Source organism: Agromyces soli (assembly GCF_022811605.1).
Lineage (GTDB): Bacteria > Actinomycetota > Actinomycetes > Actinomycetales > Microbacteriaceae > Agromyces > Agromyces soli.
This window is the reverse complement of record NZ_CP094533.1, coordinates 190,951-215,282: the sequence shown is the minus strand read 5'-3', so window position 1 is coordinate 215,282 and position 24,332 is coordinate 190,951. Positions and strand designations below refer to the sequence as shown.

The window sequence follows — 24,332 nt, the reverse complement described above, 5'->3', positions numbered from 1 at the left end:
TTCGAGACTCTGTCCGGGTTCCAATCTAGCGAAAGGCGAGCCATGCCAGAGGCACTCATCATCGGCGGCGGAGTGGCCGGGCCCGCGACGGCGCTCTTCCTGCGGCGGGCCGGCTGGAACGTGCGGCTCTACGAATCCCGCGGCGAACCCGAGGCCTACGGCGGGCTCTTCCTGAACGTCGCCAGCAACGGGCTCGCGGTGCTCGAGACGCTCGGGCTGCGCGACCGGCTCGTCGCCGACGGCCACCTCAGCCCCTACCTCGAGATGTGGAGCGGCCGAGGACGCAAGCTCGGCACCGTGCCGAACGGCCCCGCCGGCGAGCCCGAGCTCGGCTCCGTCGTCGTCCGCCGAGCCTGGCTGCACCAGGTGCTGCGGGAGGCCGTCGACGCCGCGGGCATCCCGATCGCCTGGGGCGCACGGCTCGACGGCATCGAGGAGGCGGCGGGCCGCGTCACGGCCCGCTTCGCGGATGGCACCAGTGCGAGCGGCGACGTGCTGATCGGCGGCGACGGCATCGGCTCGTTCACGCGGAGCTGGATCGACCCGTCGGCCCCGGCTCCCTCGTACACCGGCATCCTCAGCGTCGGCGGATTTGCCCGGGTGCCCGGCCTCGAGCCGACCCCGCTCCGCCAGCACATGGTCTTCGGCGAGCACGGGTTCTTCGGCTACCTCGTCCGCGACGACGGCACGGTCTACTGGTTCGCCAACCCGAGCCGGGCCGAGGGGGACCGGGCCGCGCTCAGGGGCGTGCCGGCATCCGCCTGGCTCGACGAGCTGCGCGCCGCCCACGCGGGGGACCCCGACCCGGTGCCGCGGATCCTCGACGGCGTCGAGGGCCAGATCGGCGCCTACGGCATCTTCGACCTCGCCCACGTGCCGCGATGGCACCGGGGCCGCGTCGTCGCCGTCGGCGACGCGGTGCACGCCACCTCGCCGAACGCCGGCCAGGGCGCCTCGCTCGCGCTCGAGGACGCGGCGACGCTCGCGGGCTGCCTCCGCCGCGAGGCCGACCCCGCGACGGCCTTCGCCGAGTACGAGCGGCTGCGGCGGCCGCGCGTCGAAGCGGTCGTCGCCTACTCGCGCAAGCTCGGCCGCCAGAAGCAGGGCGGGGGCTCGCGGTTCGCAACGGCCGTCCGCGACCTCATGCTCCCGATCTTCCTCAAGAACGCGGTGAACGACACCAGGAACAACCACCTCTACACGCATCGCGTGCCCGAGTAGCGGGCGACGGCGCTCGCGCTACCGCAGTGCGTCGACGACCTCGGCTCGGCGCTGCGGCACCGTCTGCGAGCGCTCGTCCCAGACGCGAGTCGTGCGCTCGCCCGCGAACGCCGGCCAGCCGGGGTCCCCCGTCGCGATGAAGGCGACCCAGGCGGCGTGCATCTCGCGGGCGAGCGCGGCCGGGGCATCCGCACCGCTGAGCCGCAGGGCGTCCTCGTCGTTCAACCCGTCGAAGGCGAAGGCGATCTCGACGGCGTGCGCCGCGCGCAGCTCGCGGACCGGGCTCGGCCAGGCGAACTCGTAGACGAAGGTCGGTGCGATCCGCGACTGCGCGAGTCGGGTGGCGGGCGCGCGGAGCATCCGGTCGGTGACGAGCTGGCCGAGCACCTCGCCGGGCGTCGCGTCGGGATATGCGCGGCGCACCGCGCGCGCGGCGCGCTCGGAGATGCGCATGACCCGGCGGGCGAGCCAGGCCTTCACCGAGCCGATCTCGCCGAGCGCCTCCGGGCTGAGCCACAGCCGGTACTCGTCGGTGTTCGTGCCGATGAGGATCGGCACCTCGGCGTCGGCGAGCGCGTCGACGGGCGAGGCGGGCAGCGTCGCCGGGTCGATCGCGAGCGCGAAGCCCGGCGCGCCGTTCAGCGGGGACGACCCGGCCGCGATCTCCGAGCGGGCCCGCAGCAGTTCGGCGGGCGGCATCGCCGCGAAGGCGTCGCGCGTGGCGGGGATGCCGAGCCGCTTCGCGATCGCGTCCGAGGCGCGTCCCGCTCGCTCGGGCGCGACGGCCTCGAGCGGGCCGGACTGGATGATCGCCCCGGCGACGAGAGGGCGGGATGCCGGCCGCGCGAGCAGGGCGGCGACGAGCCCGCCGCCCGCCGACTCGCCCATGATCGTGATCCGGGCCGGGTCTCCGCCGAAGGCCGCGACCTCGCGGTGCACCCACTCGAGGGCGAGGGCGGCGTCGAGTAGCCCGAGGTTCGCGGGCGCGCCGTCGAGCACGCTGAAGCCCTCGACCCCGAGCCGGTAGTTCGCCGACACGAAGACGACCCCGTCGCGGGCGAAGGTCGTGCCGTCGTAGCCCGACTGCGCCGCAGCGCCGCGTTCGAGGGCGCCGCCGTGCAGCCAGAGCACCACCGGGGCCGGTGTCGGCCGGGGGTGCGCGGGCGCCCACACGTTCACGGTGAGGATGTCGTCGCCCTCGATCACCGGACAGTGGATCAGCTCGCCGAGCGCGCCGCGGTACGGAGACTGCGGTGCGGTCGGGCCGAACCGCTCGGCGTCGCGCACGCCCGCCCAGGGCGCGACCGGCTCGGGCGCGGCGAACCGGCGGGACCCGAAGGGCGGTTCCGCGTAGGGGATGCCGAGGAAGCGGCGCACCCCGCCCTCGTCGAGGCCGCGGATCGCCCCCGTCGAGAGCGATGCGGCGACGGCGCTGGCGGACCGGGGCTTCTCCGACTCGATCATTCCCTCAGCGTAGGGGGCCGGGCGCACCCCCAGTACGCGGGGGGATGCCGCGCCGGGGCCCCGGCGCGACGCACCGCCGTGCGAGGATCGGCGCGAACAGGGGCGTCGGCCGTTCACCCGGGGGGAGTGGGCATGCGCAGCGGAGCGGAATCTGACGGAGCATCCCGCCGCGCCGTCCTCGGCTTCGGCGCCGCCGCCCTCGTGAGCGCCGCGCTCGCCGCCTGCGCGTCGGAGCGCCCTGCCGCCTCCGCCGCCGCGCCGAGCACCCCGAGCGGTCCGCCGCCGCGGCCTGCGCCGAGTACGGCCCCGGGCGCGGTGCACGTCGAGACCCGCCAGGCCGCGCCGGTGCTCGACCGCGTCGACGCCCCATCGGAGCCGATCACCGGCCTGCCCGGCGAAGGCACGCTCCTCGCCTGGACCGCCGACGACGGCACCGACTCCGCGGTGGTCGCGGCGTACGCGGCGTTCGCCGCCTCGACCGGCGTGCGGCTCACGCTCTTCGTCACGGGCTGCTACGACTCCTGGGCGGAGAACGCCGACGCGCTGCGGCCGCTCGTCGACGCCGGGCAGGTGCAGCTCGCGAACCACACCTGGAGCCACCCCGATCTCACCTCCCTCGACGACCAGGGCATCGTCGACGAGCTGACGCGCACCCACGACTTCCTCGGCGAGAAGTTCGGGGTCGATGCGCGCCCGTTCTTCCGGCCGCCGTTCGGCTACTACGACGACCGGGTCATCGCCGCGGCGGCCTCGATCGGATACACGACGCCGACGCTCTGGTACGGCTCGCTCGCCGACTCGGGGCTCGTATCGGAGCAGCAGATCGTCGACCTCGCGGGGGAGTGGTTCCTGCCGCAGCACATCGTGATCGGGCACCTGAACTTCGCCCCCGTGACGAAGGTCTTCCCGCAGCTGCACGGCATCGTCGTCGACCGCGGCCTCACCACCGTCACGCTGAACGACGTCTTCCGCAGCGAGTACCACCCCTGACCCACTCCCGAGTTGCCCGACGTTCATGAAAGTCGGGCAACTCGGGAGTTGGTCTGCGGTCAGATCGATCCAGCGGATGACACGGGGGCCGACTCGAGGCGGATGACGCCGCCCGCCCGGCTCCGTACGGTCGGAGTCCATGTCCCTCCGCCATCCGCTCGTCCTGCCCGCCTCCGTGCTGCTCGCGCTCGCCGCGGCGATCCTGCTCCTGCCCGTGCCCGGCAGTCTCTCGGTGCGGCTGCACGAGGCGGTCGCTGCGGCAGCGGCGCTGCCGGGAATCGGCGCCCTGACGCTCGTCGCCCTCGGCCTGCTGGGCGCACTGTGGCTCGTCGTCGCGATCCGACTGCTGCGCGGGCGGGACCGCCGTCGGGTGTTGCGGTTCGGTGTCGCGAGCGCCGCCGTGCCGCTCGCCTACGGCGCGAGCGAGGGGATCAAACTGCTCGTCGCGCAGGGCCGGCCGTGCTGGACGAGCGGGATCGCGGCGGATTGCCCGCCGCCGGGGGACTGGTCGTTCCCCTCGAACCACGCGACCGTCGCCTTCGCCCTCGCCGCCGTGATCGCCCTGGCCGCCGAGCGCCGAGTCACGATCTGGCTCGCACTCGTCCTCGCGGTCGTCGCAGCGGCGGCCCGGGTGCTCGAGGGGGTGCACTACCCGCACGATGTCGCCGCGGGTGCGCTGCTCGGCGTGCTCGTCGTGTCGGTGGTCTGGTGGCTGCTGCGGCCGCGCGAGCGCGCCAGTTCAACGGTGGCGCGCCAGTAGTGGTGGCGCGACGCGGCCGAACGGGTGTGCATGCATCACCGCGGGCGGCCGGTCGGATGGTGCGGCGTGACCCCGCGCCGCTGAGCCGGAGTGCACGCAGGGTTGCCCGACGTTCATGGAAGTCGGGCAACCCTGCGTTGGACCGATCGGGCCGCACGGGGTACGCTGTGAACAATAGATCAGTTACGCGTACTAATGTTCGGATGGGCCCATGCAGAGACGCACCCCGATTGTCCTCGGAATCGACGCCGGCACGACCTCGGTGAAGACCGTCGCCTTCCGGCTCGACGGCACCATCGCCGGCGTCGCCAGATCGAGCGTGCGCATCGAGCGGGACTCCCGTGGCGGCGCCGAGGCCGAGCTGGACCGGATCTGGGACGCCGCGGCCGCGACGATCACCGCGGTGCTCGAGGAGGTGCGCGCCGACGACGACCCCGAGATCCTCGCCATCGGCCTCACCGGCCAGGGCGACGGCGCCTGGTTCGTCGACCGCGAGGGGCGGCCCGTGCGGCCCGCCGCGCTCTGGCTGGACGGCCGCGCGACCGAACGGCTGGCGACGTGGCGGGCCGACGGCCGCGCCGAAGCCGTCCACCGCGCCACCGGGTCGCCGCTGTTCGCCGGCGCGCTGCCGTTGCTCGCGGAGGAGCTCTTCGAGGCCGAGCCTGGGACCCGCGAGCGCTTCGCCCACCAGTTGAACTGCAAGGACTGGCTGCGCTACCGGCTCACCGGCGAGATCGCGACCGATCCGAGCGAGGCATCCCGCACCTACCTCGACACCGCGACCGGCGACTACTCCGCCGAACTCGTTGAAGCGCTCGGGCACGAGCACATCCGGGCCGGCCTGCCGGAGGTGCGCGATCCGCAGTCGCTCGCCGGTCGCGTGACCGCCGCCGCGGCCGCGCAGCTCGGGCTGCCGGAGGGCACGCCCGTCGCCGTCGGCCTCGTCGACACCGCGGCCGCCGGCGTCGGGCTCGGCGCCATCGGCGACGGCCAGGGCTACGCGATCCTCGGCACCACCGGCTTCGTCGGGGTCAATCAGCCGAGCCGCGCGCACGTGCGCAGCGACGCCGGCATCGTGCTCTCGACGGGGCGCGGCACGCAGGTGCTCGAGTCGATGGCGCCCATGACCGGCACGCCGAACCTCGACTGGGTGCGCGGCACGCTCGGGCTCACGCTCGACCACTGGTCCGAGGTCGAGCGGCAGGCCGCCGCCGTGCCGGCCGGCTCGGGCGGGGTGCTCTACCTGCCCTACGGCTCGCCGAGCGGCGAGCGCGCCCCGTTCCTCGACTCGGCGGCCTCCGCCTCCTGGCACGGCATGAGCGTCACCACCACCCCGGCCGAGCTGCTGCGCTCGGGGTACGAGGGCATCGCCTTCTCGCTGCGCGAGAGCCTCGACGTGCTCGGCGTGGCGGGCGCGCTGCTCGTGTGCGGAGGCGGCTCCGAGTCGGATCTGCTCTGCGCGATCCTCGCCGACGTCACCGGCCGCGAGATCGTCCGGCAGGATGCGCCCGAGGTCGGCGCCCGCGGGGTCGCGAGCCTCGCGCTCGTCGCCTCCGGGCACGCGGTCGATCTCGCCTCGGCCGTCGAGGTACTCGCGCCCGACACGAGCGTGTTCGCGCCGGATGCCGAGCGCTCCGCCGTCTACGCCGAGGCGTACGGAGACTTCCTCGCCATCAGGGACGCGATGCGCCCGCACTGGCCCGCGCTGCGGCGGCTCCGGGCCGCCTCGACGCGGCTCGCCGGCTGAGGCATCCCGCCGCCGTGCATCCCGCGCTCCCGGCCCGCGCCCGTCCCGATCCACTGACCCACCGACGCACCGACCCACTCCGAGGAGGAGCCCCGTGACCCACCGACCCAAGATCCTCGTGACCGCCGCCTTCGACGAGGGCGTCGCGGCCGCGCTCGCCGACGCCTTCGACGTCGAGCTCGTCGAGGCGACGATGGACGGCGCCTCGCTCGCCGAGCGCGGGCTCGAGGCGCAGCTCGCGAGCGCGGAGGTGATCGTCGCCGAGCTCGACGTCGTCGACGAGGCGACGCTCGCGCTCGCGCCGGCGCTCAAGGCGGTCGTCTCCTGCCGCGCGAAGCCCGTCAACGTCGACCTCGACGCCTGCACCGCCCGCGGCATCCCCGTCATCACCACGCCCGGCCGCAACGCCGAGGTGACCGCCGACCTGAGCTTCGCGCTGCTGATGGCGACCGTGCGTCACGTGAGCGCCTCCGAGCGCTGGCTGCGCGAGGGCAACTGGACCGCCGACGACGTGTTCGAACCGTACGAGCGCTTCCGCAGCATCGGCCTCGGCGGGCGCACGCTCGGCGTGCTCGGCGGGGGAGCGGTGGGTCGGCGGATGGTCCGCCGGGCCCGTGGTTTCGGCATGGACGTGCTCGTCTACGACCCGTTCCTGCCCGCCGACGCCTTCGGCGAGGAGGCGCGCATCGCCCCGCTCGACGAGGTCATGTCGAGCGCCGACATCGTGACCGTCCACGTGCCGCTCATGCCCGAGACCGAGGGCCTGATCGGCGCACGCGAGCTCGCGCTCTTGAAGCCGAGCGCGTTCCTCGTCAACGCGGGTCGCGCCGCGATCATCGAGGAGGCCGCGCTCATGGAGGTGCTGCGCGAGCGGCGCATCGCGGGCGCCGGTTTCGACGTCTTCTACGAGGAGCCGCTGCCGCGCGACTCCGAGCTGTTCTCGTTCGAGCACGTCACGATGACCCCGCACATCGCGGGCGCCTCCGACGACGTGATCGCCGAGCACTCCCGGATCGCGGCGGCCGCGCTGCGGAGCTGGCTCGCCGGCGAGCAGGTGCCCGGGGTCGCGAACGCGCGCGCCCTCGCCGAGCGGGCCGCCTAGCGGCGGGCCGCTGCGCGACCGCCGGGTCGGTCGGCTGGGCGCTGCGGCGCTCAGCCGGCGAGCAGCGCCCTGGCCGTGTCGGAGTCGGTGACGAGCAGGTTCACGAGTCCGCTCGAGAGCGCCGTGCGCAGCGCGGCGAGCTTCGTCTCGCCGCGCGCGATGCCGAGCCGGTTCGGGATGGCCCGCAGCTCGTCGAGTCCGAGCCCGACGACCCGGGCGTCGAGCGCGCCGTGCACGGCGTCGCCGTCCGCGTCGAAGAAGCGTCCGGCGAGGTCGCCCACCGCGCCGTCGGCGAGCAGGCGCTCGCGCTCGGCGTCGCCCAGCGAGGAGAGGAGCAGGCCCTGGCCGCGCGCGGTGCCGCCGATGCCGGCGACGAGGGTGTCTGCGCGGGCCGCGAGCTCGAGGACCTCGCGCACGCCCGGGTCGGCGAGCGAGGCCGCGGCGGCCTCGGGGGAAGCGGCCAGCAGCGGAGCGGGCAAGTGGAACGCCCGGCCGTTCGTGCGCCGCGCGAAGGCGAGGGCGAGCTCGTGCGGGTTGGCGCCGTTGACGAGCCCGCTGACGCTGCCGGCCACCGGCACGAAGCTCGCGGCGAGGGGGTGGTCGGGGAACTCCTCGGCGACGAGCGCGACGGCCGTCGAGAGGCCGAGGGCGACGACCGCGTCGGGTTCGAGCTTCGCGGCGAGCGCTTCGGCGCCCACGCTCGCGAAGGCGCGCGCGGCCTTCTGCTCGTCGGCGACGCTGGGGGAGATCCAGACCTGGCGCAGCCCGAAGGCGGCGGCGAGGTCGCGCTCGTCGTCGGCGAAGAGCGACTCCTCGACGTGCACGATGATCTCGACGACACCGGTCTCGCGGGCCTCCGCGAGGAGGCGCGTGACGCGGATGCGGGAGACGCCGAGCGTGTCGGCGATCTCCTGGTGCGTCAATCCGTGCTCGTAGTACATGCGTGCGACGCGACCCAAGAGCATGCCGTCATCCTCCCATGCCGGATCCCGGCGCGACGGTCGCGCCGGGCTCAGTCCCGGGCGGGCTTGACAGCGGCACGGCTTCGCCGGATGATGACTGAGCAGAAGTTCATTCCTGTGAACAAATGTACACGATCCCCCGAAGTACCGCAGCCCGACTGCGCACTCAATGAGGAGTCCATCCATGACCGCCACCCCCACGGCCGGCACCGAGACCCGGTTCGGCCGACTGCTCCGCACGCAGGGCATCGCCCGCCCGCTCGCCTGGGGCTTCGTCGCCCTGACGATCTTCATGATCGGCGACGGCATCGAGGCCGGCTTCCTGTCGCCGTATCTCGACGAGCTCGGCTTCGAGGCCGGGCAGGTCGCGACGCTCTGGGCCGTCTACGGCATCGTCGTCGCGGTCGCCGCCTGGCTGAGCGGCGCGCTCGCCGAGGCCTGGGGCCCGAAGCGGGTGATGATGCTCGGCTTCGCCATCTGGGTGGTCTTCGAGCTCGTCTTCCTCGTCTTCGGCGTGATGGGCGGCAACTACGGCGTCATGCTGCTCGCCTTCGGCATCCGCGGCCTCGGCTACCCGATGTTCGCCTTCGGCTTCCTCGTCTGGATCACCATCGGCACCGACGAGCAGGTCATGGGCCGCGCGGTCGGCTGGTACTGGTTCTTCTCGACGCTGGGCCTCGGCGTGCTGAGCTCCTACTTCGCCGGAGCGGTCATCCCGTTCATCGGCGAGCTCGCGACCCTCTGGATGGCCCTCGCCTTCGTCGTCGTCGGCGGGCTCATGGTGCTCTTCCTGCTGCGGAACCCGGTGACGCAGAAGGTGACGCTCGCGAACAGCGTCAAGGGCGTCGTCTCGAGCATCACGATCGTCGCCTCGAACCCGAAGGTCGGCGTCGGCGGCGTCGTGCGCATCATCAACACGCTGTCGTTCTACGCCTTCGTGGTCTTCCTCACCACGTACATGGTGCGCGACGTCGGCTTCGGCCTCGCCGAGTGGCAGGCCATCTGGGGCACCATGCTGGCGGCGAACGTCGCCGCGAACCTCATCTCCGGCTACCTCGCCGACTGGATCGGCCGTGTCAACGTCGTGGCCTGGGCCGGTGGCATCGGCTGCTTCGTCACGGTGCTCGCCCTCTACTACGTGCCGACGGCGATCGGCCCGAACTTCGGCATCACCATCGCCATCGCGATCGTCTACGGCCTCGCGCTCGGCATGTTCGTGCCGCTCTCGGCGATCGTGCCGCTGCTCGCCCCGCAGCACAAGGCGGCCGCCGTCGCCATCCTGAACCTCGGCGCCGGGCTCAGCCAGTTCGTCGGCCCCGTGATCGCCGGCCTGGTCACGCCGATCGGCATCCAGGGCACCGTCTGGATCATCGCCTCGCTGTACCTCGTCGGCTTCGGCCTGACCTTCCTGCTGCGCTCGCCGAAGGACGGGCTCGGCGCCTTCCCGACCCCCGAGAGGATCCCCGCATGACCGAAGCCGCCACCGCGCAGTCCGCACAGGCCGCCGCGTTCGACGCCCGCACCAGGGACCTCGTCGCCGAACTCGTGGGCGTGGGCTCCGACATCGTCGCCCGCGGGCTCGCCCTCGCCTCCGGCGGCAACCTCTCGGCCCGCATCGACGAGGAGCGCTTCGTCGTGACCGGCGCGGGCACCTGGCTCGACCGGCTGACGCCCGAGGACTTCGCCGTCATGACGCTCGCCGGCGAGGTGCTCGCGGGCGCGAAGCCGTCGAGCGAGTGGAAGCTGCACCAGCGCAGCTACGGCGTACGCCCCGACGTGCACGCCGTCGTCCACGTGCACCCGCAGCACGCGGTGCTGCTCGACGCGCTCGGCCGGGACATCCGGCTCATCACCCTCGATCACGCGTACTACGTGCGCTCGATCGGTCGCACGCCGTTCTACCCGAACGGCTCCGACGAGCTCGCCGACAGCGCCGCCGAGCAGGCGCGCGAGCACGATTGCATCGTGATGGGGCATCACGGCTGCTCGGCGCTCGGGGACTCGGTGGCGATGGCGTTCCGCCGGGCGCTGAACCTCGAGGAGGCGGCGACGACGACGTACCGTGCGCTGCTGCTGGGGGACACCTCGACGACCTTCCCGCCGGAGGACTTCGCCGCCCTGCACCACGCCTGAGCCGCTCCAGAACCAGGGTTGCCCGACTTTCATGAAAGTTGGGCAACCCTGGTTCGCGTGCGGGCAGGGTCGAGAAGAAATCTGAAATCGTATATCATCATGGTGCCGGTCGTCGACGACCCCCTCGTCGCGACCGCCCTCGGTGATCGTGCGGCGCTCGCTCACCGAGCCCCTGATCAGACGAAGGAGTCAGCCATGAGCGCAGCAGAGCACCCTCCGGGGTTCACCCCGACCGGCACGATCGCCCAGGCCGCCGATCGTCGGCGCGTCGTCTTCGCCACGGTGGTCGGCACCACCGTCGAGTGGTACGACTTCTTCATCTACGCCTCCGCCGCGGGCCTCGTGTTCGGCGAGCTGTTCTTCGCTCCGGCCGGCCCCGGCGTCGGCACGCTGCTGTCGTTCCTCACGGTCGGCATCAGCTTCCTGTTCCGCCCGTTCGGCGCGTTCCTCGCCGGCCACCTCGGCGACAAGTACGGCCGCCGCCTGGTGCTGATGCTCACGCTCATCCTGATGGGCGTCGCCACGGCGCTCATCGGCCTCCTGCCGACCTACGCCGCGATCGGTGTCGCGGCGCCGATCCTGCTGATCCTGCTCCGCGTCGTGCAGGGCGTCTCGGCGGGAGGCGAGTGGGGCGGCGCGGTGCTGATGGCCGTGGAGCACGCCCCCAAGTCCAAGCGCGGCCTCTTCGGCGCCTCGCCGCAGATCGGCGTGCCGCTCGGCCTCCTGCTCGCCTCGGGCACGATGGCGCTGATGGCGGTCATCGCCCCGGGCGACGCCTTCCTCGAGTGGGGCTGGCGCATCCCGTTCCTGCTGAGCGTGGTGCTCATCCTGATCGGCTACTACGTGCGCCGCAGCGTCGAGGAGAGCCCGGTCTTCGTCGAGATCGCGGACCGCAAGGAGCAGACGCGGATGCCGATCATCCAGCTGTTCCGCCGTCACCTGCTGCTCGTGATCATCGCGGCCCTCGTCTTCGCCGGCAACAACGCGGTCGGCTACATGACGACCGGCGGCTACATCCAGAACTACGCGACGAACCCCGACGGGCCGATCGCCATCGAGCGCGGCCCGGTGCTCTGGGCGGTCGCGGGCTCCGCCGTCACCTGGCTGCTCTCGACGTGGTTCGCCGGGTGGCTGAGCGACCGCATCGGGCGCCGTACCACCTACCTCATCGGCTGGGTGCTGCAGCTCGGCGGGGTGTTCGCGCTGTTCCCGCTCGTCAACACGGGCGAGGTGGGCCTGCTCTTCCTCGGCCTCGCGGTGCTGACGATCGGCCTCGGCTTCACCTACGGCCCGCAGGCGGCGCTCTACTCGGAGCTGTTCCCCGCCTCCATCCGCTTCTCCGGCGTCTCGATCTCGTACGCGATCGGCGCGATCCTCGGCGGCGCCTTCGCGCCGTCGATCGCGACGGCGCTCGTCGACGCGACGGGCACGACGATGTCGGTGACCTGGTACCTCGCGGGCATGACCCTGCTCGGGCTCGTGGCGAGCCTGCTGCTGCGCGACCGCAGCGGCATCCCGCTCGGCCCGGACCACGAGGCGGAGCAGGCGAAGAGCCCGATCTACGGTCTCAGCAAGGCCTGAGGTCTGGCCCCACCCCCGAGTTGCCCGACTTTCATGAAAGTCGGGCAACTCGATTCGAGGGCGGCCCGGCTGCGGCGCGGCCAGCCATGAGCGCGCGCGAGGGGCGCGGCATCCGATCGGATGCCGCGCCCTTCTGCGTGCGGGCGCATCCGGGAGCCGGAGACATCCATACCTCTTTTGATGAGCCGAGCGAATCGGTCTTGACGCCGTCTTCGGAAGCGCTTACGCTCGGCCTGCACAAGACGTCTATACCTCTCGGCTCGAATCGAAGGAGATTCCCGTGACCCGCCAGCTCGCCTCCCCCGGCTCGCGCACCCCGATGGCCCGGCTCACCGCCGCGACGGTCGTCGGCAACGCGATCGAGTTCTACGACTTCAACGTCTACGGCACGCTCACCGCCGTCGTCTTCGGCCGCCTGTTCTTCTCCGCCGAGGACCCCGTGCTCGGCACCTTCCTCGCCTTCACGACCTTCGCCGTCGGCTTCCTCGCCCGCCCGATCGGCGGCATCGTCTTCGGCCACTTCGGCGACCGCATCGGCCGCAAGCCCATGCTCGTCGCGAGCCTGCTCACCATGGGCATCGCGACGATGCTGATGGGGCTCCTGCCGACCTACGCCCAGGTCGGCGCGCTCGCGCCCGTGCTGCTCGTGCTGCTGCGCTTCGTGCAGGGGCTCGGCATCGGCGGCGAGTGGGGCGGCGCGATCACCCTCATGATGGAGTCCGCCCCCGAACGCCGGCGCGGCATCTTCGGCTCGGCGGTGCAGACCGGCAGCGGCCTCGGCATCATGCTCTCCACCGGCGTCGTCACCCTGCTCTTCGTGCTGCTCACGCCCGAGCAGATCGACGCGTGGGGCTGGCGCATCCCGCTGCTGTTCAGCGTCGTGCTCGTCGCCGTCGGTCTCATCATCCGCTCGAAGATCGAGGAGTCGCCCGCGTTCCGCGAGCGCGAGGCGGTGGCCGCGCCGCCCAAGGTGCCCGTGCTCGAGACGCTGCGCAAGCACTGGCGCATGGTGCTCGTCGCCATCGGCATGTACATCTCGGTCGCCGCCTTCGGCTTCACCCAGGGCGTCTTCTTCGTCTCGTACCTCGTGAACCAGATGCAGATCGCCCCGGCGACGGCGACGCTCGCGAACCTCGTCGCGGCCGCCGGCTACCTGCTCGCGACGCTCCTCGGCGGCTGGCTCTCCGACCGGATCGGCCGCACCCGCGCCTACCTCGTCGGCGCCGTGCTCATCCTCATCGCCCCGTTCCTGATGTTCGGCATCGGCGCGACCGGCCAGGTGCCGCTCATCCTCGCCGTCATGCCGGTCGTCGGCGCCCTCGGCGGCGTGGCGTACGGCGCGCAGGCTGCACTCTTCTTCGAGCTGTTCCCGGCCCGCGTGCGCTACACCGGCATCTCGCTCGGCTTCCAGATCGCCGCCGTGCTCGGCGGCGGGCTCACCCCGCTCATCGCCGCGAGCCTCACCGAGGCAACGGGCACGACGACCTCGGTGTCGATCTACCTCGGCGTGCTCACGGCCCTCATGATCGTGTGCACCCTCCTCGCGCCGCGGATCGTCCGCCGCGAGGCCGCCGCCGAGCCGTCCGCCGTCCGCGAACCCGTCGAAGGACCCGCCGCATGACCCGCCCCGCCGCCCCCCGCACGATCGTGCTGCTCATGGTCGACCAGCTCGCCGCCAAGTGGCTCGAGCGCGCCCGCGAGGGCATCGTCGAGCTGCCGAACTTCGACGCGCTGCAGGCCGAGGGGGCGACGTTCCGCAACGCCTTCAGCACGAACCCCGTGTGCAGCCCGTCCCGGGCGAGCATCGCCACCGGGCTCGCGAACGTGAGTCACGGCGTCACCGAATGCGGCTACGACCTCGACCCCGGCGTGCCCACCTTCATGCGCGGGCTGCAGGAGGCCGGCTGGCGCACGGGCGCCTTCGGCAAGCTGCACCACGTCACCCAGCTCGAGGAGCTCGCCCCCGACTACACGGTCTACGGCTACGACGTGGTCGCGAACACCGAGGACCTCCGGGCCGGCGAGTGGATCGACTGGGTCGAGCGCGAGCACCCCGAGCACTACGAGGCGGCGCTCTCGACCGTGTGGATGACGATGTCCGAGGACCTCCTCGACTACGGCCCCGAGCACGTCGACCTGCGCGCGCGGATCCTCGCCGCCCAGGAGCGCTTCCCCGAGTCGACCGAGGAGGCGTACGAGCTGCCGTTCCCCGCCGAGGTCTCGCAGACCGCGTGGATCACGGACCGGGCCTGCGCGTTCCTCGCCGAGGGCGGCGAGCGCGACCTCTTCGCGCACATCTCCTACGTGCAGCCGCACAACCCCTTCGCGCCGCCCGCCGAGTTCGTCGACCGGGTCGACGTCGACGCGATCCCCGAGCCCGTGCCCGCCGAGTGGGCCGAGCGGCCGATCCCGTACTTCGCCCAGGAGCGCTACCGCGAGCCGAGCTACGCGGACGTCGACTGGCGTCGGCAGCGGCAGCTCTACTTCGCCGACCTCGCGCACCTCGACCACGAGCTCGGTCGGGTCCGCCAGGCGCTCGCCGAGGCGGGGCGGCTCGAGGGCGCCCTGTTCCTGTTCACCTCGGATCACGGCGAGCTGCTGCACGACCAGGGGCTGCTCGGCAAGTGGGAGCGGCACTACGACCCCTGCATCCGGGTGCCGCTCGTCGTCGCCGCGCCGGGCGCCGTGCCGGGCCCGCGCGCCGAGCTCGCCGAGCACACCGACATCGCCGCGACCGTGTACGACTGGGCCGGGGTCGAGCCGCCGACGCTGCCGCAGCACACCCGGGCGGGGGAGCGGCGGCTGCCGATGCTGCACGGCCGCTCGCTGCTGCCGAGCGTGCTCGGCGCGACGGACGACGGAGCGGCCGAGGCATCCGCCCGCGACGCCGTCTACATCCAGTCGAACAACAGCCACGTCGAGGCCCGGCCCTCGTCGTGGGCGCGCACGGTGCGCACCGAGCGCTTCCGCTTCACCTACTACCCGGATGGCGGCGGCGAGCAGCTGTTCGACCTCGTCGCCGACCCGGACGAGCAGCGCAATCTCGCGGCCGATCCGGCCTGGCGGTCGACGCGCGACGAGCTGTTCGCCCGCTTGACGGAGCTCATCATCGCGGAGGGCTTCCCGAACACGCCGCGCGAGCTGTACCGCATCGGCGCGTGGTGAGCGGCGGACCGCCGCGATAATGGGAGCCATGCCCGCCTCGAGCAAGGTCACCGCCGCCGAAGCCGCGATCCGCGCGCTGCTCGACGGGGGCGTCGCGGGCGACCGGCTGCCGAGCGAGGCGGAGCTCGCCGAGCTCGCGGGCGTCAGCCGGGTCACGGTGCGCGAGGTGCTCGACCGGCTCTGGTACGAGGGTGCGATCGTGCGTCGCTGGGGCGCGGGCACCTTCATCGCGGCGCGGTCGCGGGATGCCTCGTCGGGCCCGTTCCGGCGGATCTACGTCGCCCTCGACGACATCGGCTCGCTGCCGGGTCAGATCGACGCGAGCGGGCGGGAGGCGAGCCTCGCGGCCTTCGCGGTGGACCACCTCGTGCCGCCCGTGTGGGTTGCCGGGGCGCTCGCGCCGGAACGGCTCGGCGCCGACGGCAAGCTCTGGCGGGTCACCCGCACGCTCGCGATCAACGGGGCGCCGGCGATGGTGATGCGGGACTTCCTGCCGCTCGAGTTGCCGGGCGGTCGGCTGAACCCCACCGAGCTCGCCGACCTGGGCATGGACCTGCCGCGCTTCCTGCGCCTGAACGGCGCGCGCATCGTGAAGTACGAGTCGACGCTCGAGGCGGTGGCGTGCGACGAGGAGACCGCCCGGCTCCTGGGTCGCGAGCCGGGCGCGCCGCAGCTGCGCACGAGGCAGCTCGCCATCTCCGACACGGGCGAGACGGTGAGCTGCGCCGAGCTCGCGTTCCGCGAGGACGAGATCAGCACGACGCTCGTGCGCGCGATCGGCGGCTGAGCCGGCCCCGGTCCACCCCACCCCCGAGTTGCCCGACTTTCATGAAAGTCGGGCAACTCGGTTCGAGGGGCGGCTCCGCGGGTCAGGCGGGGTCGTTCCAGGACCAGATGTCGTCGCCGCGGAGCGTCGCGTCGGCGCCGCCGTCGCAGTAGATCGTCTGGCCGGCCATGTGCGTGTTCTGCTCGCTCGTGAGCCAGACGAGCAGGTTCGCGATCGACTCGGGCGGCTGGTGCGAGTTGAGCGGCATCGGCACCGCGGCATCCACCATCGCGCGGCCCTCGGGCGTCTCGAGGAGCCCGGCCGTCATCGGCGTGATCACGGTGCCGGGGGCGACGGCGTTCAGCGGGATGCCGGCGCCGGCCCACTCGGGGCTGATCGAGGCGCGCCGCACCCAGCGCGAGAGCGCGCGCTTCGACGACGGGTAGACGAGGTAGCCGACCTCGGGGCCCTGCGCCGCGAGCTCGCCGGCGACGGCGAGTGCCCGGGCCTCGTCGCCCGCGAGGGCGGCTTCGACGAGCTCGGCGGAGTTCGGCTGCAGCGAGGCCATCGAGGAGACGACCGCCGCGCGCGGCGCGTCGGACTTCGCGAGCCCGGGCAGGAGGTGCGTGAGCACCTCGACGACGCCGAAGTAGTTCACCGCGATGGTCGCGGGGACGGGCGCCGAGATGCCGGCGCACGCGATAGCGCCGTCGACGACGCCGCCGGCGAGTTCGATCGCGCGGGCGGCGGCCTCGGCGCGGCCCTCGGGGGTGGAGAGGTCGGCTTCGACGTCGGCGCCGCGCAGGTCGATGCCGATGACGCGGTGGCCTGCGGCCTCGAGCGCGCCCTTCGTGGCGGCGCCGATGCCGGAGGCCGAGCCCGTCACGACGTAGGTGCGAGTCATGGGGTGTCCTTCCGATTTCACGGGACGGCTGGGGTGATGCCGTATATTTGACACGATACGCCAATAATCGGCCGGATGGGGAGGATCGGATGACTCGAGGCAGGGGTCGCCCCAGCGTCGTCGACGTCGGGGCCGTCAGCGAGGCCGCGTTCCTGCTCTGGTCCGATCGCGGCTACGGCGAGACGGGCTGGAAGGAGCTCGCCGAGGCGACCGGCGTGAGCGCGCGCACCCTGATGCGCCACTTCGGCACCCGCGACCGCATCGCGTGGGCCGGCGTCGAGGCCGCGAACGAGCGGCTCGAGCAGGCGATCGCCGAGTTCCGCGACGAGCCCGACGCGGCCGTCGCCATCCGCCGGGCGATCGTCGCCTCCGTCTCGCACGACGTGCACGTGCGTCGCAGCGCCGCGGCCTGGTTCCGCCTCATCGCCGCGGAGCCCGAGCTCGTCGCCACCGCGGCCGCGGCGAACCGGGTGTGGACGGCGCGGCTCGCCGCCCACCTCGCCGAGCGCCTGCCCGCGGCGGGCCGGGCCGTCTGCGCCGCGCTCGCCGCCGCGTACGAAGCGGCGACCTTCGCCGCCTTGAGCGCCTGGGCCGAGGGCGATGCGCCGGGCGACCCCGCCGACGCCGTCGACGCCGCGCTCGCCTGGATCCGCCTGGCGCGCTGAGCCGCCGACTCCCGGAACCGGCGGGGCCGACCACAGCCCGGCCGGGCCGCCTACCATGGGAGGGGAGGTGGCGGCATGATCATGATGCGCGTGCTCGGGGTCGCGCTCGACCAGGCGGGGCAGCATCTCGTGCTGCTGAAGCCGCTCGTCGACGGCCCCGGCGAGCCGCGGGTGCTGCCGATCTGGATCGGCGCGCAGGAGGCGAACTCGATCCTCGTGGCCATCAACGACGAGCGCACGCCGCGCCCGCTCACCCACGACCTCACGACCACGCTCATCGATCTGCTCGGCGCCCGCATCGCCCGCGCCGAGATCACGAAGCTCGACGCCGGCACCTTCTACGCCGAGCTCACCCTCGTCACCGGCAACGGCCCCCGACTCGTCGACGCCCGACCGAGCGACGCCATCGCGCTCGCGGTGCGCGCGGGGGCCGAGATCGTCGTCGACGAGTCGGTCTTCGAGGACGCGGCGATCCCCGCGGCGCTCACCGCCGGCGCGGACGACGACGAGGACGAGGCGGATGCCGCATCCGCCGCCGACCCCGACGCGCCGCCGTCCGCCGCCGACGAGGCCAAGCTCGAGGAGTTCAAGCGCTTCCTCGACGACGTCGACCCGGAGGACTTCCAAGGCTGATGGACGCGAAGATCCCGGAGCGCACCGAGCTGCCCGCCCCGCAGTTCGTGCTCGCCCCCGACGGCACCCGCATCGCCACGTACTCCTGGGGCGAGGAGGACGCGCCGACCGTGCTCTGCGTGCACGGCTTCGCCTCGAGCTGCCGCGACAACTGGGTGGAGACGGGGTGGGTGCGCCAGCTCCTCGGCGCCGGGTTCCGCGTGCTCGGCGTCGACCAGCGCGGACACGGTGCGAGCGGCCATCCGCACGATCCGGAGGCGTACCGGATGTCGGCCTTCGTCGCCGACCTCGTGACGGTGCTCGACACGTATCTGCTCGACGGCGTGCGCTACGCCGGCTACTCGCTCGGCGCCCGCGTCGGCTGGCAGCTCGCCGTGCAGGCCCCGGAGCACGTCTCCCGGGCGGTGCTCGGCGGCATCCCCGACGGCCGCCCGCTCGCCCGGCTGAAGACCGAGCAGGCCCGCGCCTACGCCGAGCACGGCACGCCCGTCGAGGACCGGGTGACCCGCAGCTACGTCTCGCTCGCCGAGCGGGTGCCCGGCAACGACCTGCTCGCGCTCATCGCGCTCGCCGAGGGGATGGCGGGCGACGACGCCGATCCGGACCCGGCCCGGCCGCCCCGGCAGCCGGTGCTGTTCGCGACCGGCTCGGAGGACGCCATCCTGCCGCAGTCGAAGCGCCTCGCCGAGGCGACCCCGGCCGCGAGCTTCCTCGAGGTGCCGGGGCGGCACCACTTCAACGCCCCGGGGTCCCGGGTCTTCCGCGAGGGCGCGGCAGCATTCCTCGCCGACTCGGTCTGACTCGTGCGGACGGACGGCGGATGCCCCCTCCGGGTGTCGGCGGGAGGTCGTACCCTGGAGGGAGGGTCGAAACTGACGAGGAGCGCGCGATGAGCGAGACGAACACGGGGTCCATGGCCGAGGCCGAGGCGATCCACGCCGCCCTCGAGTGCCCCGACTGCTTCGTCGAGCTGCAGCGCGACGGGCACTGGTGGATGGCCCGCCCGGCCGGCTCGCGCCTCGTCGGGCTCGTCGTCTCGCGCGACGACATGCCCTCGATCGTCGAGCAGCGCGACGACCTGACGCACTTCGGCGTCGCCATCTCCGACTTCCGCCACCCGGCCCCCGAGAACCTGTCCGAGTCGTGGGAGCAGCGGCTCGCCCGCTTCTTCGGCACCCTCAAGAGCGGCGACGTGCTCGTCGTCGCCACCGTGCACGCGCTCGGCCGCGACGTCGACGAAGAGCTCCGCACACTCGCCGAGCTCCGCCGCCGCGGCGTCGTCGTCAAGGTGCTGAGCCACGGCGCCCGTCACCTCGCCGACACCGGGCTCGAGGGCACCGGGCTCGACGCGTAGCGCCGCGCGGGGACCTTCGCCGCCGCGTCGGCGGCCAGAGGCGTCTACGTGCGCGCTGCGCCCACCCGAAGCAGCAGGGGTGAGTTGCACTTCGCTGGGATGTAGCCGTTTGGCATCCCGGGCCTCCGGGACTCCCCACGCCCACGGCTGAGCGTGTCAATCCTTGGGCGTCTACATTCCCGATCGACACGTGGAGCGGGGCCGCGTGCAGTAGCTGCCCCGCTTGCCCGCTTCTCCCGAGGGGGTCACTTTCCGACGTCGGCTGTGCTCTCAGGCGGAGCGGATGTCGGAAAGTAACCCCCTTGTGAGGGTGAGCGCCGGCGGGAGTACAGCCGTCGGTCCACATTTATGCGGACTGGTATCCTGTTCGTGGAATCGACAGACTGCACCCGGGGATGCAACGAAGCGTCCCCGAGAAGGGCGGCCATGAATCTCAAGGCTCGTAGGAGGCGGATCGTCGGGTCGGCGATACTGGCATCGCTGCTGTCGATCGGCGGTGTTGTGGTGACCGCGGTTCCCGCGGAGGCTGCATGCTCAGGGGTTAGTAATCCCCGAGTTCGGTACTGGTGCAACACGGTCGCCCCGAACACCGTCTATTACTCGACGGATGGCAGCTACAAGAAGTACAACGAGATGTACGAAGGCGGCTCCCTCCTGGTCGGCATTCGTTGGCAGATCCCTGGCGGTGCAACCTGGGGTGCCTACAACGGGACCGGGTACGTGTACAAGACCTATGCGGTGTCAACGACTGATCTGGCCACGTGCTGGAACCGGTCGACGTCGACGTATTCCTCGGCACGCTGCGACTTCGTGAAGGGGTAGGAGGCGCGCATGATGAACAGGCAAGCGATTTGGGCAAGCGGCGTGGCGGTCGGCGGTGTGGGCGCGATCGCAGTGGTCGCCGCACTCGGGATGGCAGCACCTTCTCCAGGTGTGGTCACCGGCGCCGACGTTCTGGGTGGGAAGGCACCCGCCATCGCTGCCCTGGCTTCCAGCAAGGACAAGGCCGCGGACATCATCCCTCCGGCACTCCTGGCGCTTCCGCTCGCAGACCGCTTCGCGCCGGACGCCCGCGCGACGAAGGTCGGGACATTCGGAGCCGACGACTACTACTTGATTCAGGGGGTCGACAGGACCGTCTGCCTCATCTCGGTCACTCCTGCGCCAGCTGGTGAGTTGCCCATGAGCGGTGGAACGTGCGCTCCAATCGCAACCGTCGCGACCTCGGGTATCTACTCACTCGCGGACGATGGTTCGGGTGAATTCACCGTCGCAGTTGTTGCTCCAGACGGCATCTCAACCGTCGGCGCTGGACACGTTGAAGCCGAGGTGAGCAATAACGTTGCGATCTTCACTACCGATGATCCCTCGGAGATCCGGCTGACGAACTCGACGTTGCGGATGTCGACAGTGATCGATACAGGATCACTCAAACCTGACAGGTTCGTGCCAGCCGACGAGTAACCGACAAAGTCGTATCGAGGTCGAGCGCGGCGAGGAAGCGTACCGCGAGAGTCCTGAGGTCGTTCTCCTGGGCCGGCGGCGTGAGATGACGCTAGGACCACGTTTGTATCAAATATGGATGCAATTTCTGCATGAGTTTTGCTGATGTGGCATGCCGCCTGGGTGAGATCGCCGAGCTCCAATGGGGCATGGTCACCACCGCCCAGGAGCCCACGTGGGCGTCACCAGCCTGCGGCTTTCCCGTATGGCGCAAGTTGCGCGCTCGAGCGCGTCGCCCAAAGTATCCGCATCCGCATCCGTGCCCTCTCGCTCGTCGCAGACGCCACCCGCGATGCCCTCGACCGAGGCATCCTGAATCGCGACCGGCTCGCAACCCATCTCGAACCACTGGCCGCCCGTGATGGCTTCCCCAAACGGCGCAGTCCTCCGCGACCATCTCCTCGAGCTCGCCGGCCGGCGTGCGGATGCCGGGTGCAGCTTGTGCAGGGCTGCGCGGACGCCGACGGCGACGTGACGGGGAAACCGGACCAGACCCACGCGAGGTGGTCTCGGCCAAGGCGGTCGACGAGACGACCGCCATGCTCGAGCGGGTGTACCTCGAGGACTGGCTGGCCGATCAGTGGAACATCCCGGGCTACCGGGTCGCGGCGAAGACGGGCACCGCGCAGGTCGCGGACGGCCAGGGCGGGTACCGCAGCGAGTACCTCGTCTCGGTCTCCGGCTACGCGCCGGCATCCGCTCCCGTCTTCCGAGACGTGATGAGCCAGGTGCTGAAGAAGTATCGGACGGTTCCATCCGGCGCCCCGGCGCCCGAACTGCCAGCAAGCTGGTGACATCAGGCAGTGCTGGGGTCCCTACATGGTGTTGATCACGCATCTGAGGCGGAGTGCGGCCAGGAATTCCATCCGTTGGGAAGGCGGCGAAGGATGGGCTCGGCGACTTCGAAGCGCCGGGCAGGAAGATCTTGAGAGTTCGACCTTCCTGAGCTCGCGCCGTCGGGATAGGTGAAGGCGTATTCGACCCCGGAACGAACCCCGCGTCCGACCGTCTCTCGGTAGTTGCCGCTGACGGTCGCGAACACTTGCCGCTCGAGTTCACCGGCTTCGGACTGCCAGTCGGAGTCGCATGCATCGCAACCGCAGACCGGGAAGTGGAAGTCGTGCAAGAGGCCCGCGTGCATGAAGATGCCCGGATAGGCGGTGAAGACCAACGTCAAGGATGCGCACTTCGGGTCATTGGGCCGGATCCGCACGGCCCGCACCACATCATGAAATGCGGGACGCAGCAGATCGCTCGCTGCTTCGATACCCTCGTCGATCTCGACATCGTACGTCTCTCGAAGGTGCGCGATCAGGGCGTCGGCGACAAGGTGGAGCGGTGCGAACCTCTCGGGATGCGTATCGACCGAGTAGGTATCCTCCGGGGGCGAACCGTGCCACCGATTCCCGTAGTCGATCACGGCACCGTCAACATCGCGGAACACGGACGCTTCGATCTGAGGGCGGATGTAGGAACCCATCCCGTCATCCTGACTCATCCGGTCGGACGCTTGGCCGAATGGCATCCGCCGTTCCGCTCTCCCGCGTCCTTCGCGGCGAGCTCCTGGGGCCGGCGGCTCAGACATGACCGCCGAAGCTGCCCGCCTCGAAGGCATGGCGTCGGTCATCATCGAACCCGAACCACAGCCCACCCGTTCATTGGCCTACGCCTCAGCAGGCACCTGGAGGAAGCAGCGTGATCCGCACCTCGACACTTGGCCGCGACGCTCTGGCGTACGACGTGTCGCGCCCAACCGCTGTGACGGCTCGGTTCGGCTCAGCCGAGTGCGATCCACCAGCTGACGCCCGCCACGATGGCGAGCAGCAGCGCCCCGAGCGCGATGCCGGCGCGCACGATGCGGCGACGGCTCAGCGTGCCCGGGTCGAGCGAGGAACGCGAGAAGCGGTCGAGGTTCGGGCTGACGGCCTGGAACGGCGGCTCGCTCGACGGCGGGATGCCGCCGCCCTCGTTCCGGTCCGATTCCATGCTCGAATGCTACCTCCGACGAAGTGAAAAGAGTACCCTTTCGTGGCATCCCGATGTACCGTCGATGTCAACGCCGCGCTCTGCGGTGGATCATGCGATGACGCTGAAGGGGGTGGGGAGCCATGTGGGGAAAAGCTGTTGGTGCAGCGCTGGCGATCGGGCTGGGCCTCGGGGTGGGAGGTGGCCTGGAGCGGGGGGCGAGCGCATCTGAAGGGGCAATCGAACGAGATGCAGAGAAGCGGGTTGCGGCATTTCGGGCAGCGAACCCCGAGCCCAGCGCTCCGAGAGCAGAGGCTTCTCAGGCTGAATGGAACGCGTACTGGCGGGAGATGCACGACTGGTGGAGCAGTGTGCCATGGGACGCGGTGGCGGCGCAGTGGGGGTGCGAGGCTGGGGAAACCAGCGTGGAGCTCTTGGTTTCCGCCAACGGCGCGGTGAGTGCACAGTATGGAGGCGTGGCGAACTGCAGTGGTGAGCTGGAGTCATTTGAACTCGGCTCAGTTGGCATCCCGGAACCCCGGACTGCGCGACTGGCTAAGTACGCGATGGACGCTGCTCATGGGGCAAGCACCTTCGCTGTTCAGCAATGCGACTTTCCGGGCGGCGACAACTACTGTCTGACTCGTCCGGCAAGCGGGAGTCCGACCCTGACGGCGAGCTTCCAGAACGGGTTCAACAAGACACTTACGGGTCGAGCTCGGCTGGGCAGTGTGCCTGGCACAGGGTCTTGCGTCAACGGCAGCCAGATCGCGCTCGGGACTCTCGGGACCGGTGGCCTCTACGCCACCTGGTACGCGACTGGGAGCGCCGCCTACAGCGGCCGCTTTTCTTCCGCGTTCATGGTGGGAAGCGCCACCTATGGTCGGCACTGCGCGTTGATGTGAGGAGCGTCGAATCATGAACCGATGGATTGCCTCGTGTGGTGTCGGGATCCTCGCATTGGCTGCCGCGGGCGGACTGGTTGCGATGTCCGCGAAGCCGACGGAGGAGCGGCTTGCGGCGCCGATATCGTCTGCTGATCAGGCGCGCTACGAAGACGAACTCGTGGCATTTCTCGCCGCAGACCCGGAACCGAGGAGCGTCGATTTCGGCCAGTCGATCGCCGAACGGAACGCGTACTGGAAGGAGCGCGCCGCCTGGTGGGACCGAGTGCCTTGGGACGCGGTGGCCGGGCAGTGGGGTTGTGTGGCGGGGAGCAATGGAGCGTCGTTCAATCCGCCGGATCGGACGGGGCTCGTTACGGCGGGGTACGGAGGAACGCTCGACTGCGGCGGCAGATATGATGCAACCACCGTGCCGATGCTCACTGAGCCGATCCCCCGGAGCAGCGTCGAGCGCCCGGGCCCGGACACCTGACGAATGGGCCAGCGCTCCACGTGGAGTGGCGCGGGGCGCG

At 71.5% G+C, this 24,332-nt stretch carries 24 protein-coding genes; 19 read left to right on the top strand and 5 right to left on the bottom strand.

The window, feature by feature from the left end; translation table 11 throughout:
* Window positions 1-42: 42 nt before the first annotated feature.
* The gene (locus tag MTP13_RS01085) at window positions 43-1,221 is read left to right on the top strand and encodes an FAD-dependent monooxygenase (protein ID WP_243569236.1); all 1,179 of its coding nucleotides are present in this window, start codon (window positions 43-45) and stop codon (window positions 1,219-1,221) included.
* 18 nt (window positions 1,222-1,239) lie between these two features.
* Here MTP13_RS01085 and MTP13_RS01080 read toward each other — a convergent pair whose 3' ends face one another.
* Window positions 1,240-2,685, bottom strand: a complete 1,446-nt coding sequence (locus MTP13_RS01080; RefSeq protein ID WP_243569235.1) for a carboxylesterase/lipase family protein — start codon at window positions 2,683-2,685, stop codon at window positions 1,240-1,242.
* Window positions 2,686-2,817: 132 nt separating this feature from the next.
* Between MTP13_RS01080 and MTP13_RS01075 the strand changes: the two genes are divergently transcribed.
* From MTP13_RS01075 to MTP13_RS01060, 4 genes are all read left to right on the top strand, one after another.
* Window positions 2,818-3,675: a polysaccharide deacetylase family protein gene (locus MTP13_RS01075; protein ID WP_243569234.1), complete on the top strand. Its 858-nt coding sequence runs from the start codon at window positions 2,818-2,820 to the stop codon at window positions 3,673-3,675.
* A 139-nt stretch (window positions 3,676-3,814) separates the two neighbouring features.
* A complete protein-coding gene (locus tag MTP13_RS01070; protein WP_243569233.1) occupies window positions 3,815-4,435 on the top strand; it encodes a phosphatase PAP2 family protein in 621 nt (206 codons plus the stop codon).
* A 211-nt stretch (window positions 4,436-4,646) separates the two neighbouring features.
* Window positions 4,647-6,182 (top strand): FGGY family carbohydrate kinase, encoded by a 1,536-nt coding sequence (locus MTP13_RS01065; RefSeq protein ID WP_243569232.1) that lies wholly within the window; start codon window positions 4,647-4,649, stop codon window positions 6,180-6,182.
* Window positions 6,183-6,276: 94 nt separating this feature from the next.
* Window positions 6,277-7,284, top strand: a complete 1,008-nt coding sequence (locus tag MTP13_RS01060) for an NAD(P)-dependent oxidoreductase (protein WP_243569231.1) — start codon at window positions 6,277-6,279, stop codon at window positions 7,282-7,284.
* Between the two features lie 50 nt (window positions 7,285-7,334).
* On the opposite strand, the gene MTP13_RS01055 is transcribed toward MTP13_RS01060, so the two are convergent.
* Complete coding sequence (locus MTP13_RS01055) at window positions 7,335-8,249, bottom strand: sugar-binding transcriptional regulator (RefSeq protein ID WP_243569230.1); 915 nt, start codon at window positions 8,247-8,249, stop codon at window positions 7,335-7,337.
* Between the two features lie 181 nt (window positions 8,250-8,430).
* Here MTP13_RS01055 and MTP13_RS01050 point away from each other — a divergent pair, with 181 nt between their 5' ends.
* From MTP13_RS01050 to MTP13_RS01025, 6 genes are all read left to right on the top strand, one after another.
* Window positions 8,431-9,717 (top strand): MFS transporter, encoded by a 1,287-nt coding sequence (locus MTP13_RS01050; protein ID WP_243569229.1) that lies wholly within the window; start codon window positions 8,431-8,433, stop codon window positions 9,715-9,717.
* A complete protein-coding gene (locus tag MTP13_RS01045) occupies window positions 9,714-10,379 on the top strand; it encodes a class II aldolase/adducin family protein (protein WP_243569228.1) in 666 nt (221 codons plus the stop codon). Before MTP13_RS01050 ends, MTP13_RS01045 begins: the two co-directional genes overlap by 4 nt.
* A gap of 195 nt (window positions 10,380-10,574) precedes the next feature.
* On the top strand, window positions 10,575-11,960 hold the full coding sequence (locus MTP13_RS01040) for an MFS transporter (RefSeq protein ID WP_243569227.1): 1,386 nt from the start codon (window positions 10,575-10,577) through the stop codon (window positions 11,958-11,960).
* A 280-nt stretch (window positions 11,961-12,240) separates the two neighbouring features.
* Window positions 12,241-13,581, top strand: coding sequence for an MFS transporter (locus tag MTP13_RS01035; RefSeq protein ID WP_243569226.1), 1,341 nt, complete (start codon window positions 12,241-12,243; stop codon window positions 13,579-13,581).
* Complete coding sequence (locus MTP13_RS01030) at window positions 13,578-15,125, top strand: sulfatase family protein (RefSeq protein WP_243569225.1); 1,548 nt, start codon at window positions 13,578-13,580, stop codon at window positions 15,123-15,125. The genes MTP13_RS01035 and MTP13_RS01030 overlap by 4 nt, the downstream gene beginning before the upstream one ends.
* Window positions 15,126-15,153: 28 nt before the next feature.
* Window positions 15,154-15,912 (top strand): GntR family transcriptional regulator, encoded by a 759-nt coding sequence (locus MTP13_RS01025; RefSeq protein ID WP_243569224.1) that lies wholly within the window; start codon window positions 15,154-15,156, stop codon window positions 15,910-15,912.
* 82 nt (window positions 15,913-15,994) lie between these two features.
* On the opposite strand, the gene MTP13_RS01020 is transcribed toward MTP13_RS01025, so the two are convergent.
* On the bottom strand, window positions 15,995-16,795 hold the full coding sequence (locus MTP13_RS01020; RefSeq protein WP_243569223.1) for an SDR family oxidoreductase: 801 nt from the start codon (window positions 16,793-16,795) through the stop codon (window positions 15,995-15,997).
* Between the two features lie 89 nt (window positions 16,796-16,884).
* Here MTP13_RS01020 and MTP13_RS01015 point away from each other — a divergent pair, with 89 nt between their 5' ends.
* From MTP13_RS01015 to MTP13_RS00985, 7 genes are all read left to right on the top strand, one after another.
* Window positions 16,885-17,460, top strand: coding sequence for a TetR/AcrR family transcriptional regulator (locus MTP13_RS01015; RefSeq protein ID WP_243569222.1), 576 nt, complete (start codon window positions 16,885-16,887; stop codon window positions 17,458-17,460).
* Window positions 17,461-17,535: 75 nt separating this feature from the next.
* The gene (locus tag MTP13_RS01010) at window positions 17,536-18,093 is read left to right on the top strand and encodes a bifunctional nuclease family protein (protein ID WP_189085753.1); all 558 of its coding nucleotides are present in this window, start codon (window positions 17,536-17,538) and stop codon (window positions 18,091-18,093) included.
* Entirely contained in the window at window positions 18,093-18,893 is an 801-nt protein-coding gene (locus MTP13_RS01005) for an alpha/beta fold hydrolase (protein ID WP_243569221.1), read from the top strand. The genes MTP13_RS01010 and MTP13_RS01005 overlap by 1 nt, the downstream gene beginning before the upstream one ends.
* A gap of 89 nt (window positions 18,894-18,982) precedes the next feature.
* Window positions 18,983-19,447: a recombinase family protein gene (locus MTP13_RS01000; protein ID WP_243569220.1), complete on the top strand. Its 465-nt coding sequence runs from the start codon at window positions 18,983-18,985 to the stop codon at window positions 19,445-19,447.
* Between the two features lie 426 nt (window positions 19,448-19,873).
* Window positions 19,874-20,269, top strand: coding sequence for a hypothetical protein (locus MTP13_RS00995; RefSeq protein ID WP_243569219.1), 396 nt, complete (start codon window positions 19,874-19,876; stop codon window positions 20,267-20,269).
* A 9-nt stretch (window positions 20,270-20,278) separates the two neighbouring features.
* On the top strand, window positions 20,279-20,911 hold the full coding sequence (locus MTP13_RS00990; RefSeq protein ID WP_243569218.1) for a hypothetical protein: 633 nt from the start codon (window positions 20,279-20,281) through the stop codon (window positions 20,909-20,911).
* A 542-nt stretch (window positions 20,912-21,453) separates the two neighbouring features.
* Complete coding sequence (locus MTP13_RS00985; protein ID WP_243569217.1) at window positions 21,454-21,744, top strand: penicillin-binding transpeptidase domain-containing protein; 291 nt, start codon at window positions 21,454-21,456, stop codon at window positions 21,742-21,744.
* A 35-nt stretch (window positions 21,745-21,779) separates the two neighbouring features.
* Here MTP13_RS00985 and MTP13_RS00980 read toward each other — a convergent pair whose 3' ends face one another.
* Both MTP13_RS00980 and MTP13_RS00975 read right to left on the bottom strand, forming a co-directional pair.
* Window positions 21,780-22,430 (bottom strand): DUF6226 family protein, encoded by a 651-nt coding sequence (locus tag MTP13_RS00980; protein ID WP_243569216.1) that lies wholly within the window; start codon window positions 22,428-22,430, stop codon window positions 21,780-21,782.
* A gap of 296 nt (window positions 22,431-22,726) precedes the next feature.
* Window positions 22,727-22,936 (bottom strand): hypothetical protein, encoded by a 210-nt coding sequence (locus MTP13_RS00975; RefSeq protein WP_243569215.1) that lies wholly within the window; start codon window positions 22,934-22,936, stop codon window positions 22,727-22,729.
* 897 nt (window positions 22,937-23,833) lie between these two features.
* Here MTP13_RS00975 and MTP13_RS00970 point away from each other — a divergent pair.
* Complete coding sequence (locus MTP13_RS00970; RefSeq protein ID WP_243569214.1) at window positions 23,834-24,292, top strand: hypothetical protein; 459 nt, start codon at window positions 23,834-23,836, stop codon at window positions 24,290-24,292.
* Window positions 24,293-24,332 lie beyond the last annotated feature (40 nt).